Genomic DNA, 19,275 nt, shown 5'->3' on the forward strand with positions numbered 1-19,275 from the left:
GTAAACGACGCAGCTAAATTGAATAACCCAAGCCGTTGGTCAGGGAAGTCACGAGACTGGTCAATGATAAATGAAGTAAATTTAAACCCTGAGAAAAAAGAAGAAATGCGGGCGGCATAAAATTTAACTTGAGGCGACAACTAACTTGAAAAACTCCGATAATTAGTACTTAGGTTAGTCGCTTTGATTTCTCATTTACTACTCATTCCCTTCTCTCAGTGCAATAAGATCTTTAAGAAAATTATGCACAAAGAGGGCTAAGAGACGCTGCACTTTTAGAGGTAGTGACAAAATAATTAGTACTTAGGTTAGTGGCTTTGATTTCTCATTTACTACTCATTCCCTTCTCTCAGTGCAATAAGATCTTTAAGAAAATTATGCACAAAGAGGGCTAAGAGACGCTGCGCTTTTAGAGGATGACACTTAAAAATCAGAAGCTGTACTTCTCACGCGGGCAAGCTCAGCGTCTATAAGTTATGAGCTCTACCTAAGATCTGTTTGATCTTCTCATTTGCTCCTCATTCGCTTCTCTCAGTTCAATTAGGTCTTAGTAAATTATTCATATAAAGGATGAAAAGGCTCTGCGATTTAGAGGACGTGACAAATACAGAATATTTTAATTAATAACTAGGCCTAGTATTTAATGTTTTCTCATACAATTTTCTATGTGAGGTAAGCTTTGCATTGTTGAGTAAAGGATAAATTACTTTACTAAACTATAATCAGTTTAAATCAATACAAGTAGAAATAAAAAATCTAACTCTTAAAGTTACCATTGAATAAGGATAATCATGCACATTGACGAGTTAACACAAACAGTAATTGGCTGCGCAATAGAGGTACACAAAACTTTAGGCCCTGGCTTATTGGAGTCAAGCTATGAATCTTGTTTAATGTATGAGTTATGTCAGGCTGGGTTATTTATTAAAAATCAAGTTGAACTACCAATAATTTACAAGGAACAATATATTGCAACAGGTTATAAATTGGATATTTTATTACCAAATGAATTAATAATTGAACTGAAGGCCGTTGATAAACTACAACCTATTCACTCAGCGCAGTTGATTACATATATGAAGCTATCAAATATAAATACGGGCTTACTAATTAACTTTAATACACTAAAGTTGGTTGATGGTATCAAGCGCTTTAATTTATGATTTTTCAATCAACTTGATAGTTAATATTCTCTTAAGTGAAGATGCACAAAGAGGACTAAGAGACGCTGCGCTTTTAGAGGAAGTGACAAAATAATTAGTACTTAGGTTAGTGGCTTTGGTTTCTCATTTACTACTCATTCCCTTCTCTCAGTGCAATAAGATCTTTAAGAAAATTATGCACAAAGAGGGCTAAGAGACGCTGCGCTTTTAGAGGTAGTGACAAAATAATTAGTACTTAGGTTAGTGGCTTTGGTTTCTCATTTACTTCTCATTCGCTTCTCTCAGTACAATTAAATCTAAGAAAATCATGAACAAGAAGGGTTAAGAGGCGCTGCGCTTTTAGAGATAGTGACAAATACAGAATATTTTAATTAATAACTAGACCTAGTCGTTAGTGTTTTCTCATTTACTTCTCATTCGCTTCTCTCAGTGCAATTTGGTCTTGGTGAATTATTTAAAAAAAAGAAGTTATAGACACTTAGCATTTAGAAGATAAAAATAGAAGCTGCGCTTCTTACGCAAGCAAGCTATGCGTCTACAAGCAACCCTAAGATCTGAGACCTTAGCACGTACCTCGCAGCCCATATCTCGAAGCTCGTAGCGCGTGTTTTAACCACAGTATTTATTAAACATCCAACTGCCTCTAATAGCCTCATAATGAGAACCAAATTGCAGCGATAAACACACTATTGGCAAACGATTCATTTGCTCAGCCATACTAAACACATCATAAAATTTATAACCATATTTAGAGGCTAATTTAAGCTCATTCACATAAAGGACTTTGTAGGTAGGTGGTAGTTCACTCCAATGCATTAAAGCTATTTGAATAATACCTAAATGAATATCTAACTTATACGGGCCAACTTTTTTGGCTTGCTGAATATAATTGTATACCCGCTCTGTTGGTCCCTCTTGATAACTTACAACCTGCGCCAAACTCATCCACGTTTGCGCCCAAGTTTCTCTAAGCTCAACCGACTTTAATAACGCCTGCTCAGCTTGTTGATATGTTTGCTTAACTTGTTCGGCTTGATCACTTGATGTGGTATCAACACCACTGAGGCTTAGTAATTTTATATGGGCTAAAAAATGCCAATAATGAGGATGCTCGGGATCCATATTCGTAGCTAACGTAATCGCATTTTCTGCAGCTTGAAGCGATGAACCAGATAAAGTACCATCCGACTCTTGCACAATATTAAGCGCATGAAAGTACCATGCATTAGCGCGCATACTTTGCATGCTGCTATATGCAATTACAAGCACTATTAGAGCTAAAATAACAGCAGGCACTACCTTGACCATGTTTAATTTAGTCATTAAATAAGCTCTCGGTTAATTGCAGCGGGTTAGTTACAAAAAGCGCTGTAGCCTGCTCTTCACCTATTAACTGCGCTACTGTATTTTTAGCTTGGCTTAAAATAGGCGGTCGGCGCTTTACTGAATGAGCATCAGAGGCAACATAGTTCACTAAACCATCTTTTAGCATTTGTAACGCTATAGTTTGTGCGCTTTCGCCCCACTCCCCTTCAATACTCGATGCTGTTAACTGAAAATCACAGCCTAACTGCTTTAAGTGTTGAATATAATAAAGGTTGGACTGAATATCGCGATTGCGCTCTGGGTGCGGAATAATAACGCGTATGTTTTGTTTGGCGAGCCACTGTATAAACTTATCGTAACCTTGTGGCATGTGTGAATGCGGTAACTCCAATAACAACACATTTTTGTCTGCTATTTTACCAATAAAAGGCAGTTTATTAGCCATCACCATTGCCATCAGTTCTACGTCTAAACGTACCTCTGCAGCGGCAGCTAATTTTACATTAATACCTTCTTTATGTGCCTCTAGCTTTAAACTTTGTAAATCGTTTTGTATTTGATTAGTCGCATTGTTAAAGCGACCCACATGTATATGTGGCGTTGCCACCATATGAGTAATACCGTCGTTTTCAGCCAATTTTAAAAGCGCTAAAGATTCAGTTAAATCTTTAGCGCCATCATCAATACCCGGCAAAATATGCGTATGAATATCAATCATAAATTACTTAATTACACTTGTGGCTTTTCAGGTTGCTGTGAGTAATCGTAATAATCATAGTAGCCATGACTATGCTCATCTTTAGATTTACTCATATCTACCTTGTTAAGTACCACACCAGCAACATGGGCTTTTACTTCAAATAAACGCTCAAGGCCAGCTGTAATTGGTTTAATACGGGTAACGTCTGACTTAACAACATACACAACCGAATCAACACTTTGCGCAATTACTAATGCATCACTTACCGCTTGGGTAGGCGGAGTATCCACAATAATATGATCGTACTGCGCTTTTAACTCAGTGAGTAATTCAGCAAAACGTGGGTTTGATAAAAGCTCAAGTGGATTAGATGGTATTTGACCGCTTGGCATAATAGTTACACCCGATTGAATATCAATATGCACACATTCAGCTAATTGATCTGTACCAATCATTAAATTACTTAAACCTGGGTGAAATACCGGTATATCAAATCGTTTAGCTAACGTTGGTTTACGTAAGTCTGCATCAATCAGTAATACCTTGCCCATTTGTGCCAACGACATCGCTAAATTAGCAGAGGTGGTGGTTTTACCTTCTCCTGGGGCAGTAGAGGTAACCGCAATAACCTGATGCGCTCTATCTAAATGGGTGAGCAATAAACTAGTGCGGAAGGTACGTACCGACTCAGCAAAGCGACGATAGGTATCCTCCAAATAAGCATGAATCGGAAAAAAGCCCTTTTTAGGGATAGCAACGTGAGGCAATAATCCAAGCATACGCTGCGCAAGTTTATTTTCTACATCGTTTTTGTTTTTAACTGTGTCATTTAAGGCATCAAAAACAAAGGTCATTACCACTGCAAAACCAAAACTTGCAACAAAGGCTAAAATAACAATTAACTTTTTGTTAGGCTTGCTCGGTTCGTTTGGTGCATAAGCACGGTCTGTAAAACGAGCGGCAGCTGAGCTGAAGTCACTGGTTACTTCGGTTTCTTTAGAGCGTGATAAAAAGGTATTGAAAATATTACGATTTGTCTCAACTTCACGCTTTAACTGATTATATTGGGTTTCTTTGCGGGTAATCTCTTGATACTCAGCGCGAATTTTAGCTAAATCACGCTCAAGCGCATTGACAGTCCGCGTTGTTCTATTGAGCTCTTTTTCTATACCGGTAATTAAACCTTTAATTTGCTTATTAAGGTTTGATTTTACGGTTGCAAGCTCAGCCTTAGCTGAGATCATTTTGGGATGTTTAGGGCCATAAACCTCGCCAAGCTCACTGACTTTACGCTCAACGAGTACCACCTCGCGTTTAACATCTTGTACTACACGGTGTGAAGTAATCTCAGGCATACTCCCAAGTAGCTCTATGTTTTCGTTACCATATTCGTTAATGACACGGTTAATGCTTTCTAGGTTATTTTTAGCCGCACGCGCATCAACTAACTGTTTAGACATTTGTTCAAGCTCTTGAGTAACCAGCCCTGCTATACCTTCAATATCTACTAGCTTTTGCTCTTCTCTATAGGCTTGCAAACGCACTTCAGAGCTATCTAGTTGTATACGCAATTCAGATAAACGCGTATTTAACCAGCTTGATGCCTGCTGAGTAATACCCATTTTAGCGCGCATTTGGCTTTCTATGTAAGCCTCACCCACAGTATTAGCGACTAACGCAGCCAACTTCGGATCGCTCGACTCAAAACTTACGCGCACTAATTGGGTATTGCGTATAGGTGAAACATTTAAACGAGACTTAAACCCAGCGAGTAAACCTAACATTTGTCGTTCAGCCTGTTCTTCTTGACTAATAACAGAGGTTTCTTTTTTGTTTAAAAAAGGCAGTAACTGTTTAACCATGCCTTTTAACTCGCCAGTAAGCGATGGTTTACCTATGAAATCTGTGTGATCTTTTAAATTAAGTTTAGTAATTACCTCGCGGGCAATACTATCTGATTTCATAATTTCAAACTGGGTTAAATAATACTCTTTTTTAGTAGAATCTAAGCCATAAATTTCATCAAAGCTGACCGCTTTGGTTTGCTCCGACTCAATCAATAAAGTGGCTGTGGCCACATACTTAGGCACTAACGTTAACGCAAACATTATAGTTAATAAGGTAACTACAATGGCAAAACCTAATATTTTCCATTTACTTTGCTTAATAACATTAAGATAAGCACCTAAATCAATAACTTCCTCGTTGTTGTTAGGTTTTTCAGAGTGTGTATTCATTTTTTAATTACTGCCTTAAACTGCTTAAAACAAGCGCTGCTCTATTTTTATGGTGTCACCCGCTGCAATTTGGCTGTTTAAACTACCTTTTTGTTGCTGCTGTTTGGTTTGCTCTTTAAAAATAAATATTTTATCAACTGAGGCGCGCTCGGTTAACCCACCGGCTAATGCTATTGCTTGGTTTACTGTCATAGCAGGTTGGTAAGGGTATCCACCCGGCTTTTTAACCTCTCCATGAATATAAAAAGGTCGATACTCTACTACCTGCGCATAAACATTAGGGTTAACTAAATAATCAGGCTGTAAGCCTTCGCTTATTGTTTGCTCGACTTGTGCGACAGTTAAGCCCACCAGTTTAACTTTACCCAAAAAAGGGTAATTAATATCACCGCTATTGCCGAGCAGTGAGGTTACATCTAAACCTGGCTGACCAAATACTTTAATTTCAATTTTGTCGCCCGCACCTAAAATGTAGTTTTGCGAATCGTTCGCAAAACTACCAAAGCTTAGTAACAATATTAAGCCTATTAAAATTCTAACCTTCATTCATTTCCCTTTAATGCAAATGTAAAGTTAAGGCCTACAATTACGCGGTCAAATTCAATATCAGTTTGGGTTGAGTTACGATCTATAAAATCAACATAGCCCGTTACCATACCAAAATTACTAGCTAAATAATTTAAGCCTAAGCGAGCATTTTTAACTTTGTCTTTACGGTTTAAGTTACCTGAATATTGCTGTTCTACATAATTAGCGCTTACTACAGAGCTTAAATAGTCGCTCCAATCATGCTGCCACGTAGCACCATAAACACTCTCTTTAATGTAATCACCTTGTAATAAAGGGTCTTTTGCCGCGCGTTTTGTTACCAGTTGCAGCGTAGAATAAGAAAGCGGCTTCCAAACAGCAGCGGCTTCCCAACTTAAACCACTAAAGTTATCGCGCAGGTTCGACTCAAAATCTTTATTTTGGTAACCCACTTTAAATGAACCAGTAGTAACGGCTGTGGCTTCCCACTCCATACCTAATAATACTTTTACATCGTCTGAGTCACGGGTAATACCGTTTGAGTCAATTACATCATAACGGTAGTTTTCTTGCTTTACTTCTAAAAAGGTACGCGTGCCTGCTTGGGTATTGTAATAACCAATAATACCCAACATAGGTTTATCGTAATCACGGTACTGTGACACAGCAGTAAAATTTTGATAGTTTTTGTTATAGTAACCTGCTGTTAAAGCAACCTGTGCTTTAGAGCTTTGTGCACCGTATTCGTAGCGAGCTTCCAAGTTTTGTTGTTGGTAATGTGTTGGTTCAGCTATAACGCTGCCTTGACCTTCAGTTAAACCAGCCCCTCTTTGCTCGTATAACCAGTCAGCATTACCTGTAACATCTAAACGGTGTTGACTAGTGAACTCTTTATGTACACCTGCACCCAAGTTTACTTGAGTGAAATTATCAGTGGTGTCTTTATTATGAAACGACGTGCTTGATGCAATGTCAAATTTATAGCTGTCAGGGCCGTCTTCAATAAGCGCTTCTAAACTCGGCGCTATATTCCATATTAAACGCGACTCGGTGTTTTCTGGAGTGCTAAAAAAGTTGTCGTTGCTACTTACACCCAGCTGCAGCATAGGTGTAACCTCAGCGCCATCTTTGGTCATTACACTGCCTGGTTGTAATTCTACAGCCAATGCAGGTGCTGATAAACCTAACGCAACAAGTAAAGGTGTAATTGTATTAGTACGCATTTTCACTTTTAAATCCCTTAAAAATTGTCATAAAAATTATTTTAACATCAAACCATAAAGACCAATGCTTAATGTAATGTAAATCGTATTCAACTCGCTTAGCCATTTTATCCAAAGTATCGGTTTCGCCGCGCCAGCCGTTAATTTGTGCCCAACCGGTAATGCCTGGTTTGGTTTTATGCCTAAACATGTAAAACTCTACTTTTTTTCGGTACTCTTCATTGTGTGCAACCGCATGTGGCCTTGGGCCAACAATTGACATATCGCCTTTTAAAACATTTATAAATTGCGGCAGTTCGTCAAGGCTGGTACGGCGTAAAAAACCACCTAATGGAGTAATGCGGGCATCATTTTTTGTTGCCTGGGTCACCACATCGCTGTTTTCGGTTACCGTCATAGAGCGAAACTTCCAGACTTTTATTTTTTGCCCATCTAAGCCATAGCGATCTTGCTTAAATATTATGGGCCCTTTAGATGTCAGCTTGATTGCGGCAGCAATCGTTAATAATACAGGAGTAATTAAAGCAACAATAATAGTGGAAACCACTATATCTTCTGTTCGCTTTATAAATTCGTGGGCACCAATACATGGTGCTTCAAACACGCTTAGTGTATCCACAGCACCTACATGTTCAATGCGGGCATGTATCAAGTTTGACAATAAAAAGTCTGGCACTATGTGCACGTCAACAGTGGTATCGCCTAGCTGTAATAAAATATCAGCTATTCGCTTTTGTGCTTTCATAGGGAGTGCAATGTAAAGTATGTCTATGTCGCCATTGCGTGCTGCGTCTACCGCACTTTGAATACGACCTTCAACACCTTGTTGTTCGAGTTGTTCAAACAGGCGCTCTGGGTTTCTGTCGTCGTAAAAGCCTTTAAAGTTAAACCCTAACTCATCGTGTTTTACAATTTCAGTATGTAAGTATGCAGCAGATTCTGTAGCACCAATAATAGCAACATTGCGTTGAGACAATCCTAATTTGCGGCGATTGCGCTTATACAAATACACACCCAAACGCCAAATATATAAATACGAAACGCTAAGCATAAACCAAATAGCTACTCCCACGCGAGAGAGCGACTCAGAAAACTTAAATAAAAAAGAAACAACCAGCAAAAACGCAAAGGCAATTAAAACACTGCCCCATGCACACAACACCATAGTTCTAAATTTACCCGCACGCCAAGAGCGGTAGGTAGAAAATAGCTCGGCACTGTACAAATAAATTAATGCAACAGTTAAGGCTGAAACGACATAAATAGGAGTGAGTTTAAAACTGTAGAATAAGGCTGCGCACTGAAAAGCTAAAAACAGCGCAAATATATCAAATAATCGGTAAAAATTGGCATCAGAGGAACCTGAAGGTTTAAAAGTCCTTGGAGATGTCATTTTGCTTAATTCCTTGTAGCTAATTCAGTGTGAGTTGACCCCACAAAATCCAAAGCGATCATATAGCATCAGCAAGTTTTGTTCAATTGCTGATTCCGACAAAAGTACTAATTTTTATGCCTGTAAAAGTTATCTACTATGCATTAGTTTACTAATAAATTTATATTTAATAGCTATCGTATGGCTTTGCCTAATTAAATAGTCCCTTAAACCAACCCCAAACACCAAAAGAATACCCTTCAAAAATATCTATACCTAATGCCGACTTAACCAAGTAGGTTATTAACAACATAAGTAGAACACTTAACGTTAAAACAACACTTAACACTAAAGCTTGTCCAAGCTTTGCTATTCTCTGCTCTTTAGCGCTTAATTCTCGCTTATTTCGCCCTGCTAATACTACATAGTAATAACGGTATTTAAATAGCTTAATAACACCTCTACAATCAACTGCATGGTTACCCCATTGCCTAGCACCAATGGCTATTTTTAAATGGGCGAGCTGATCATCGGTAAAGGTCGTTTGAATGCTTTTAGGCATCCGATTTAGTAAACTTCTAATTGCTGGGTCTTGCTGTAAGTTTGACAAAAAAGCCTCAAATTAAACGTAAATAATTGCCAATTATTTTAAACAACTATTTAATAATAAAAAGCCAATTAAAAGTTAATTGGCTTTTTATTTGCTAAAAGTACTTTTTATTTAATAGTACTAGAGCGGTAACTATTATTGTTTAACCAACTTGGTAACTCTACTGTTGGTACAGTTCCATTTTGGTTAATATTAGTTTGGTGAAAAGAGTGCTGGTTCCAAATGCGGGTTGCATTTTCCCATGGTTTAGCACCTTCAACAGCACCATACACAGTCACACCATTGTTAATGTTATAACGACTATCATGACTATTAGAAACCGTAATTAGCTCGGCATTGTTATCACCGGCTAAGTCAACCACTATAGGATATTCCCAAAGTGACGCTGTTGAGTTTGCAACTGTCGATAACACTTCACCATTAAGGCCATTTAAAACGCGAACTGTTAGATGATTTTGTACTATTACTTCATCAATGCCATCGCCATTAAAGTCATAGGCGCTCACACCAATTCTACCGCTACTGTCTTTGTTAGGCACAGACCAAACTAATTGCCCATCTTTATCAAACATAGAAACCGCATTGTAACCAGCATAGACAATGCCTAGATTTTTTGAACCTAAGAAGTTTGAAATAGCTTGTGCGCCGCCTCCTGCGATTGAACCAGTGTCAACTTCCCATTTTACGTTACCGTTAGCTTCTAATGCGACCAGGCGAATCATATCAGTTTCTGAAATTGAATAAGGGACTGATAGAATAACCTCTGGCTGGCCATCACTGTCAATATCTGCTATAGACGAAAACCAAAGCTCACTTTCTTGTCCGTATTCCCAAAGTACAGCACCGTTATTATCGTGCAACTGCCCTCGTGCAAAAATTTCTTGTGCGCCATCATTGTTTGAATCAAACATTATTGATGACGGTGACCAATTTACATTAAACTCAAATAATGCACCTGTATCATAGTTATAAACCGCATTACCCAAGGTGAACTCTAAAGATCCATCATTGTTAATATCTGCTATGTCAATATTGCCCACAGTTTCCCAATCAGGTGCATTCGCTTTTGTTATTTGCTTTTTAATCACACCCTGATTATCGATAACCGATATAATACTATTACCCGATTCATTAGGCCAACGACTGGCAACCACAATTTCAACAATGCCATCACCGTCAAAATCAGCTGCAGCAGGTGAATATGTAGCATCCGCTTTAATCGCGCCTTGCGAATAATCCCACAACTCTGAGCCATCAATACCGCTTAATGCTCTTACGATACCGCGAGAGTAACTATCTTTTTTGAAGGTAACAGCAACTACATCAGCTACATCTTTATTGTCAATTATACCATCGCCATTATCATCGTTTAATTGCACAACTGCAGGGGTAGACATTACATGATTATATTCAGGCATAAAGTCGCTAGAATTCCAACTCCATTTTTGTTCCATTGCAAATGGTGCTATGGGTTCAGCTAATGCGGGTAATTCACCATTAAACTCGCCACCTAACAATGCCATAGAACCATAAAAGCTTTGGCCAATAACTGGCATTTTTGCTGTACCGTAAACACCTCTAATGTCTGCGTAAGGTGCCAATATAACACCTTCCCAACGGTTGCCTTTAATGTCTAGCTTTTGTGCATTAGTAAAGTTGAATACGGTTTTAGTTGCATGGGCACGTAACCATGCAAAGCTTTTACCTTTAACATTTACGTTGTCATCGCCTGTAATGTTAAAAACTACAGTTGCATCGCTTGGTATTCCCCACACCTTAAAAGTATGCGCTTTAGCAAATTCACGTGCATCTAAATTAAATACTTGTGTATCAGAGCTGCCATCACCTTGTAAGTAAAGGCCACCCCATTTGCTTGATACAGAACCTGTAGCGTTAAGTTCACTTAATTGGACGCTTAAATCTTTGTAATATTGTTCTTGCTCATCAAAATTAAATGGTAGTGCCGATTGTTCTTGATTAGATAAAATTTGAGAGCCTCGTTCCATACCCCAACGCACAGCCCAGTTAACATCCGTACCACCGCTAGCAACCATACTACCTACATATTGGCGACCATATTTAAAGTCTATACTTGACTCACTAACTAAATAGTATTCACCTGGGTTTGAAGGGCGTCTGTAACCTACACTGTACCCTTTAAGGTCTATTTCACCGGCTGCAATTGCGCCGTCAGCACGGCCAAAGTTCGATTTAAAATCGTTAAAAACAAATGCTGAAAAATTATTGGCGACGCCTAAGTCTGCGGCTAGCGTTGAAGAACTGGCTAAAGTAAGTGCGATCACTGCACTCAATTTTTTAAATTTTAATAGTGAGTTAGTCATTTTTTCCCTCAAAATGAAAAAGTGCATTAATGGCACCAAATTAAAGTCATTTGTTTAACGAAAGTTAATCCATCGAATTCTGGTGAACATTATATACACAAATAAAATCAAAAGGAACAAAAACACTACAAAAGTACCAATTAACCACCCCTTAAAAAGGAACAAAAAGCTAAAATCAATGACTTAGAGTAAATTAAAGTCAAAAAAATAATTAAAAATAACAAATATGAACCCAAAAGTACTGTTAAATGTTAATTTTTTGTTGCATAAATTTCAACGCTTATTATTAAATACTAAAGACAGACTAAGCCAAAAAACTTACATCATAATTTTTATTTATTTAAATTTGATATTTTAAAAGGTAGTTAAAAAAGGTATTTCTTAAGAAAAATCTGAGTTGTTAATTAATCATGCTTAGTCTTTTATTTGACCGCTATACTAATTACTCATTAAGGTATTTTATATTAAAATTTAACTGAAGAGATTGAATAGAAGCCATTTACGAATACTTGTTGTTAGCCATTACTTTATACTGGAGAACACATAAAAATTATTATTTTATTTATCGAATAAAAAGTGGGCAATACAAATTCGACGCATTGCACAACTTAATCTAAATAATCCAACCCGTTGAATCTATTAATAACAACTATTTGATCATAAGTTTTTTACCAAAAGAATAACCTTTTCTTAATGGGTAGGCTTAACAACAAAGCACTTGAAGGGTTTTTAAGGATGTTAAGTAAAGCAGGAAGAAATTGGCGTGTTTTAATTTGTTCTACCAACAATAAATAATAATAAGCTCGGTTTAAGTTTTTATAACGAGCTTGCTGTGCGCTTAGCGCTGATTCTGTTAACTGATATTCCTGCGTAAACTTCTTATCAAAACATAGCAGTTTACTAATGTGTGCCACTTCCATTTTGCTTGATATAGAGCCATCACGAATAGTATAAATATAACCAGCCTGATCAAGTACGTGTGCATTTGCACCACTTGCCAAGCAACTCGCTAAAAAATAATAGTCTTCACCAATTCTAACTTCAGGCCAGTATTGAACACCCTTTTCTTTAACAAACTCATTTTTAAATAAAGGTTTAACATAACCTGTTGATTTAATATTTGAAAATACGAGATTAGTTTTTATAAGAAACGATAAACTTAAATCACCTAAGGGTAAGTCAGATGATGAATAAAAAGGCTTAGAAATTACACCATCACTATTTAATTCACAAAAATTATCGATTAGAACATCAGCGGTGACAGGAGCCGCACTCAGCATATTTGTTAACCTACTTTCATGCATTGCATCATCTGAATCTAATACAGCAATCCATTTCCCTTGCGCTGCAGCAAAGCCGATATTTCTCGCAGCGCCTGGACCACCATTTTTCTCAGAACGAAGAAGCTTGACACGAGAATCTTCAACCGATTCAACCACATTACAGGTAGAATCGCTTGATGCATCATCAACCACTAACACTTCAACCGAAACCCCTTTTTGTGACAAAGCAGAATTAATCGCGGTTAAAATAAAATCCTGTGCATTCCATGCGGCAATTACAATTGAAACATCAATAGCGTTTGACATTATTAATCCTAAATAAATTACGTATACTTACTAACTCGGCCTTTACTAAATAAGCCATAAAAAAAACCAACCCCATGAGATAGATCACATAAAGAATTCAACAACGAACTCTTAGGTGATAACGCATGATAAGGCAAAAACAACAGGCCTTTAGCTAAATAAAGTGAGCCTTTAACAATACAGGTTATATAGTTTTCAAAAGGCGCTCTAATTGCAGATTCTATCATAAAGCCGGTAGCGCCAATTCTAAACGTTCTCCGCATCGCCCATGCAACCGATAGGCGGCTTTGTGCAATATATTCACTTACAACAGCACTTTCACTCCATACAAGCTTACCGCCTAACTTGTTAACCCGTAAAAACAACTCTTTATCTTCGCCGCCATTAATAAGCTCTGGGTTAAAACTAAGTTTATTCTCTTTTATAAAATATATATCTATCAGGATATTATTAGTTGCCGCCCACTTTATTGCAGCTCCATCAGTTACTTTCCGCTCATGATATATAACAGCATTTCGATAAAATGAACTGGTTCCTTCTGGAAAAATTGCTAACTGTGGGCCAGCGGTAACGTGCGCGTTTTTATTCACCTTAACTAATGTTTTAATCCAATCTAGGGAAGCAAAAGCATCATCGTCTATAAATGCTAAATAGTTATACCCTTTGTCTTTCGCAAAGTTCAATGCTGCATTTCTTGCATGAGGTATTCCCCGTATCGGCTCAAGTAAATGCTGCACACACCTTTCACTTTTATCAAATGTATTAATAATTTTTCGCACGTGCTCATCTGGATATTGGTTATTCTCAACAACTAAAATATCTATTTGATATCCGCTGATATTAGTTAACACCTGTAAGCTTTTTAAACACTCATTAAAAGTGGCGTTTCGTGTGCCTGTTGTTAGAGTGGCTACAATAATTTTTTTCATTATTTTAGTTAATAGCAGTTTTATTTTTGAAGAACTTTCCTATTCACAGCCGCTCTAATAAAACGAAATGGTACAGAGAGCATAGAAAATGGGAACTTTTTTAGTAAAATTTTTGCTAAGCGGCGGTTAAAACCTACTCTTGTGATTAAATGTTTCATCATCAAATAAGAATAAAGGTTAAGGTGGTATTCAGCCGCTTGCTTAATATAATCATGCTCACTTTTTTGTAACGAGAAGGTAGACAGTATCATTTTAAATAAGATAAATTCACACCCTATTTGTGTTGATGAAGCAAGCTTGCCCCAATCAAACGAATCAAAATAAATGTTTACTCCTTCACCACAATGAGTATTTTTATTAAATGAAAAGATTACTTTTTTGCAGTTACTCACCAATTGTAACCAGAGAAAAAAGTCTTCTCCGGCACTAACTAAAGACGGATCGAAACGTGCATCAGGTTGCGATTTAAAATCATAAACAATACACGAGGTTTGGCTTAAATAATCTTTAATAAATAAGTTAAAACAATTAGCACCTGATAGCTCAGCTAATTGTTTATCTGTACTTAGCTTAATGTCATAAGCGGCAGCCGTATCATCCCAATGTTTAAAGCAATCCAATGAAGCGAACCAAGAGTGCGTTGTATTAAAACGGCTATGATCGCAAAAATAAAATCCCGCACCTGATGATAACGCTGATAACGCTTCTGCAATATGTTGTTCTTTCCAAACATCATCTGAGTCTAAAAAAGCAACAGTACTAATTTCACACTGTTGCAGGTAATCTAATGCGGTGTTTCTGGCAACTGCTGGCCCTGCATTTTTTTGCGTGATTAACTCTATGCGACAATGTTCAGGTAACGCCACAGAAGCAAGTTCTTCATCAACTGGTATAGGAGAGCCATCATCTACAATTACAATCGTAAATTCTGTACTTTCTACTTGTTGCGCGGCAATTGATAACAGAGCTTTCGCGAGTATACCTTGCTCTCTTTGATAAAAAGGGATCACCACACCAATGTTATACTTAAACATAATATTTTCCTGTTTAGCCTTTGCCTAACCACAAGACTATTTATATTAGATAACCACGAGCTTAAACATAAATCCGAGGTAATTGATTGCTATAAACTTTTGATTTTGCAGTATTGAGATAATTTATCAAAAGCCATGTTTGATTTGTTAATAAAAACCTGATCATCACTGAGTTGCCCATGCTTTTTAGCAAGCATTGATAGGTTTTCTGCAGCTTTATCAATAAAATACGAATCGGTAAAGCTAAATAAATTACCTAACTGTTGGCTAAATTTCCCTACACCACGGTTGCCAGTTTTATATGACCATAAATCTTTAATAGAGGAACTTGGCGTTGCATTAAATTTAAGATCAATTGACATTGATTCTGACCAATCAAACCATTTATTCCTGTGTAGTGGGAAAATAGGCTCTAATGCTAACCATGGAACTCGAAGCGTATCGGCTAAAATAGCGCCATGCATAGCCTCTGTTATTAATAATTCAGTTTGCTGTATGGCTTGTAACGAAGCCAACACATTTGGATCTGTAGGATCTATATAATTTATTCCAGCATGCTCACATACCCTTTGCCAGTTACCACGGGAAATACTTTCCCAATGTGGCATAAAACTTACTTTGTATTTTTTAGTCTGAGCTGGCAAATTCATAAACCGAGTTAAAATAGCAGCATCGGTAATCGCTAATTTGGGGTCTAAATTTAGTGCCTTGGCCGTTCTGGGGCCGCGCACAAAGGCAACATCCCAACTGCCATCTTGTAAGTTTGGTTTACCAGAGTAACCACCGTATCCAGAGCCCATAACAATTTTTTTAGGCGTTTTAGGTAAATAATCCCATAATATTGAACCAATCCCTAAAAAAAGCTCGTCGTCGTTATCATCAAAAAAGCCAGGGGCAACCAATGCATCCCACATAATATTATTTAAGTCATCGCCAAAGTTGGGAGTATCGCCTTTGTAAAAAGTAAGTTTCATGTTATTGAGGTTCCTGAATATTAAGTTTTTTAGCAAGCATGATTAAATGGTGATTATTGGGCAATAATATTAAACCAATGTTGACTAATTTTTTTCTATCAAATAAAAGTAACTGAGCTAAATAGGTTATAAAAAAGATGGTGGCTGAAATAATAATATCTAATAATATAAACTTGAACGGTGGAATAAACTGAGTTATCAGCGAGGTTGTAATTGCCGCGACGATACAACAAATTAAGGGCACTATAAAATTGGCAATATACTCTTTTATATTAAGAGATAACAGCTGGCATGACTTCCACATTGATACAGAGCAATTTAAACACTTACCTAGTACTAATACTATTAACAAGCTATTTAACCCCCAATAAGCACTTGCAGCAGTAAGCGGCACAATAATTAACGATAGTTTAACCTGTAATTGAAACCACCATTTCGCGTGGTTACTTAATATAATAATATTTTTTTGTGGTATGCCTAAAATAATAAAAGCAAACATGATACAAAAAGCTTGAAAAACTACCACTGCATTTAGCCATTTTTCGGTAAATAATAATAAAAATATTCTTTCGCTATTGATAAAACAAAAGGTAAACAGCGGAAATAAACACAGCACCGAAAAATAAACCGAGTTCATAAAAGCTTTTCTAAACTCTATTAACTCTTCTTGTTTTTTAGCTAAAAGAGGAAAGCTAATTTCGCTTACAGTACCTATAAAGATATCACTAATAATAGTAGAGAGCCGTTTAGCGACATTATAAAAACCCAGTTCTCGCTTACCTAGCACAGCGCCAATTATTACTGATTCATAATGATTTAACGCTGAAGTAACTCCATTGGTAAGCGTAGAATAAGTAGCGAAACTGTTGAGCTTAACTATACTTGCCAGTGAAAATTGAAAGGTAACCAGTTTTCTGGTGGGTAAATATACAGCAAAAAAGTTAGCGATAGACAAAATAGCTTGTGCCCAAATTAAAGCCCATACGCCAAAATCTAACAACAACAATGCAATAATAATAACCGCAGATATAACCGCAGAAAATATTGTGCGCAGCGCAATTAGAGAATATAACTGCTGCTTTAATAACACTATGTTTAATGTATAAAAAAGCCCATCAAAAATGAGTTTTAAACAGAAGACCATAATGGCTAAATTAAAGGTTTGGCTTTGAAAATCAAAAAAGGACAGTAAAGAAAAACCGACAATAATGGCAGACAAAAACAGCGATACAGCCAAATTTAACCAAAAAATACTACTGATTGTAAGTACATCTTCAATTTGGTATTTAATGATTGCATCACGCCAACCTGATGGCATAAAGCTACTGGCGATAAAAATAATCGCTAATGCAAGCGCTACCAGACCAAAGTCTTCAGGTGCAAGTATGCGCGCCGTATAAGCAAATACACTAAAGTTGATAATAGGGGGGAAAAACTTGCTAAAAAACAGCCAAAATATCCCTTTAGATGAATTTTCCATTAATTAGCAGTTCTCTTAACAACACGTTTTATAAATTCATTTTTTAACTGACCAATAATATAAATTAAAGCTGAAAAAGAATTAAACAACGCTTTTAAGCTAGAAGCTACTTTTAGGTTTTTCAATGAGGTATAGAACTCTATCCATTGAATTTTGACATTAATACTATCTGCATGCTGCCTCAACAACTGAGATTCCTCAACTGATACAGGCAATGATAGCGTCATATTATAGTCACAATCTCGCAGTTGTATTAAGTCGTGCAAACTATGATTGCCAGATAAAGAGTTTTCACGTACCAGTGCAACATAGCCACAAGCTTCAATCAGTTTTAATTTAGCCCCCAATGCAAGACAACGGCAATATAATTCGTAATCTTCACCCAAGCGCATACTTTCTTGATAAGCCAGTTTATTTTTAACGAGAAAATCACGCTTTATAATAGGTTTTATAAAACCTAACTCTTGACGATCTTTACCTTTTTGACTGATATTAGAAACAATAAACTCAGATAACCTGATATCTCTTGGAAAATGATAACTTTTACCCATCATTTCAGTTTTTGTTGAAAGAGGTTGACCCTCAATAACTCTGTATTGATCATCAGCAACCAATTGGTAGCCGTCACTATTTGCTAACAATTTTTGGTAGCGTCCAGCTTCAATAAAGTCGTCAGAATCAAGGACGGTTACCCAATCAGATGTGCAATGCTGCAAAGCAATATTTCTTGCTTTGGAGGGGCCACTATTAGCGCCTGTTGAGTATACTGTCACTTTGTCATGTAAATTTTGATAATGTTTTGCAATATCCATTGTTGTATCAGTTGAGCAGTCGTCAACTACAATTACTTGCGCAACACATTCATCATCAATAACTGATTCAATTGCTCTCGCTAACGTTTTATCAGCATTGTAAGCCGCAATAATGACAGCGACCTTTTGATTTTTAAACATTTAAATCCCTTAAACATGCAAGCACTCTACTAGTACTCATAAATTCTCACGTAATCAATTACAAACTGTTGTGGAAAAATAGTGTTATCGATTCCTTTTCTTCCACCCCAGCCTCCACCAATAGCTAAGTTAATAATTAGATACATTGGTTGATCAAATGGCCAAGAGCTAATGGTATTGTCTTCTTTCTGGTAGCTGTAATGCAGTATATTATCAATATAAAAATCAATGCGTTCGGCAGTGCGCTCAACACTATATACCTTAAACTCATTTGCAAGATTATTGACTCTTAAAGAACCATTAGCTGCATTATTCTTTCTATGGTTTCGGTTACTTGTATGAATAGCTGAGTGAATTTTGTCTGGTTCAAAACCAACATACTCCATAATATCAATCTCGCCACACATCGGCCAACCCACTTGTTTTATATTACTACCAAGCAACCAAATAGCAGGCCAGACACCACGCCCCATTGGTAGCTTAGCCCTGACCTCAATTCGACCATACCCAAAGCCTGGTAAGTGCTCTGTTGTTAAGCTTGCTGAGCTGTATCTATCTTTTGGCTGTTCATCAAACAAATACTGCCATAGATTTTCTGGTTTTTTAGCAGGTTGATAATGCGACTCTATTATTAAAAATCCATTTTCTATTCGGCTATTTGAGCTATTTGCTTTTTCATATCGTTGAGCTTCGCCATTACGAACATACCCTTGTTCGTAATGCCATTTACTACTATCAGGTAGCCCATCAACGTTAAATTCATCATTCCAAATTAAGCTTCCAACACTTGCAAACACGCTCTGTGAAAAAAAAAG

General features: G+C 37.0%; 16 protein-coding genes. 1 reads left to right on the forward strand and 15 read right to left on the reverse strand.

The features are described 5' to 3' along the window. Nucleotides 1–791 precede the first annotated feature (791 nt). A complete protein-coding gene (locus ND6B_RS11140) occupies nucleotides 792–1,163 on the forward strand; it encodes a GxxExxY protein (protein ID WP_033103280.1) in 372 nt (123 codons plus the stop codon). Nucleotides 1,164–1,772: 609 nt separating this feature from the next. Here the strand turns inward: ND6B_RS11140 and ND6B_RS11135 are convergent. From ND6B_RS11135 to ND6B_RS11070, 15 genes are all read right to left on the reverse strand, one after another. Next, nucleotides 1,773–2,486, reverse strand: coding sequence for a VpsP family polysaccharide biosynthesis protein (locus ND6B_RS11135; RefSeq protein ID WP_033103281.1), 714 nt, complete (start codon nucleotides 2,484–2,486; stop codon nucleotides 1,773–1,775). Then, nucleotides 2,479–3,207, reverse strand: a complete 729-nt coding sequence (locus tag ND6B_RS11130; protein ID WP_033103282.1) for a tyrosine-protein phosphatase — start codon at nucleotides 3,205–3,207, stop codon at nucleotides 2,479–2,481. The genes ND6B_RS11135 and ND6B_RS11130 overlap by 8 nt, the downstream gene beginning before the upstream one ends. Before the next feature lie 11 nt (nucleotides 3,208–3,218). Next, complete coding sequence (locus ND6B_RS11125; protein WP_033103283.1) at nucleotides 3,219–5,426, reverse strand: GumC family protein; 2,208 nt, start codon at nucleotides 5,424–5,426, stop codon at nucleotides 3,219–3,221. 24 nt (nucleotides 5,427–5,450) lie between these two features. Then, on the reverse strand, nucleotides 5,451–5,972 hold the full coding sequence (locus ND6B_RS11120) for a polysaccharide biosynthesis/export family protein (RefSeq protein ID WP_033103284.1): 522 nt from the start codon (nucleotides 5,970–5,972) through the stop codon (nucleotides 5,451–5,453). After that, nucleotides 5,969–7,183, reverse strand: a complete 1,215-nt coding sequence (locus tag ND6B_RS11115; protein ID WP_033103285.1) for an outer membrane beta-barrel protein — start codon at nucleotides 7,181–7,183, stop codon at nucleotides 5,969–5,971. The genes ND6B_RS11120 and ND6B_RS11115 overlap by 4 nt, the downstream gene beginning before the upstream one ends. Continuing rightward, the gene (locus ND6B_RS11110; RefSeq protein WP_033103286.1) at nucleotides 7,167–8,570 is read right to left on the reverse strand and encodes an undecaprenyl-phosphate glucose phosphotransferase; all 1,404 of its coding nucleotides are present in this window, start codon (nucleotides 8,568–8,570) and stop codon (nucleotides 7,167–7,169) included. The genes ND6B_RS11115 and ND6B_RS11110 overlap by 17 nt, the downstream gene beginning before the upstream one ends. Nucleotides 8,571–8,760: 190 nt before the next feature. Beyond that, nucleotides 8,761–9,159 (reverse strand): hypothetical protein, encoded by a 399-nt coding sequence (locus ND6B_RS11105; RefSeq protein WP_033103287.1) that lies wholly within the window; start codon nucleotides 9,157–9,159, stop codon nucleotides 8,761–8,763. Nucleotides 9,160–9,266: 107 nt separating this feature from the next. Then, nucleotides 9,267–11,501, reverse strand: a complete 2,235-nt coding sequence (locus ND6B_RS11100; RefSeq protein ID WP_033103288.1) for a choice-of-anchor A family protein — start codon at nucleotides 11,499–11,501, stop codon at nucleotides 9,267–9,269. 668 nt (nucleotides 11,502–12,169) lie between these two features. Continuing rightward, nucleotides 12,170–13,090, reverse strand: coding sequence for a glycosyltransferase family 2 protein (locus ND6B_RS11095; protein WP_033103289.1), 921 nt, complete (start codon nucleotides 13,088–13,090; stop codon nucleotides 12,170–12,172). Nucleotides 13,091–13,107: 17 nt separating this feature from the next. Beyond that, a complete protein-coding gene (locus ND6B_RS11090) occupies nucleotides 13,108–14,019 on the reverse strand; it encodes a glycosyltransferase (RefSeq protein ID WP_033103290.1) in 912 nt (303 codons plus the stop codon). A 20-nt stretch (nucleotides 14,020–14,039) separates the two neighbouring features. Beyond that, complete coding sequence (locus ND6B_RS19770) at nucleotides 14,040–15,053, reverse strand: glycosyltransferase family 2 protein (protein ID WP_051686708.1); 1,014 nt, start codon at nucleotides 15,051–15,053, stop codon at nucleotides 14,040–14,042. 89 nt (nucleotides 15,054–15,142) lie between these two features. Continuing rightward, on the reverse strand, nucleotides 15,143–16,027 hold the full coding sequence (locus tag ND6B_RS11085) for a polysaccharide pyruvyl transferase family protein (protein ID WP_033103291.1): 885 nt from the start codon (nucleotides 16,025–16,027) through the stop codon (nucleotides 15,143–15,145). Between the two features lies 1 nt (nucleotide 16,028). Next, on the reverse strand, nucleotides 16,029–17,507 hold the full coding sequence (locus ND6B_RS11080; protein WP_051686709.1) for an oligosaccharide flippase family protein: 1,479 nt from the start codon (nucleotides 17,505–17,507) through the stop codon (nucleotides 16,029–16,031). Further along, on the reverse strand, nucleotides 17,507–18,460 hold the full coding sequence (locus ND6B_RS11075) for a glycosyltransferase family 2 protein (RefSeq protein ID WP_051686710.1): 954 nt from the start codon (nucleotides 18,458–18,460) through the stop codon (nucleotides 17,507–17,509). The genes ND6B_RS11080 and ND6B_RS11075 overlap by 1 nt, the downstream gene beginning before the upstream one ends. A 29-nt stretch (nucleotides 18,461–18,489) precedes the next feature. Beyond that, nucleotides 18,490–19,257: a glycoside hydrolase family 16 protein gene (locus ND6B_RS11070; protein ID WP_051686711.1), complete on the reverse strand. Its 768-nt coding sequence runs from the start codon at nucleotides 19,255–19,257 to the stop codon at nucleotides 18,490–18,492. Nucleotides 19,258–19,275: the final 18 nt, after the last annotated feature.

It is taken from the genome of Pseudoalteromonas sp. ND6B (assembly GCF_000764215.1).
Classification (GTDB): Bacteria; Pseudomonadota; Gammaproteobacteria; order Enterobacterales; family Alteromonadaceae; genus Pseudoalteromonas; species Pseudoalteromonas tetraodonis.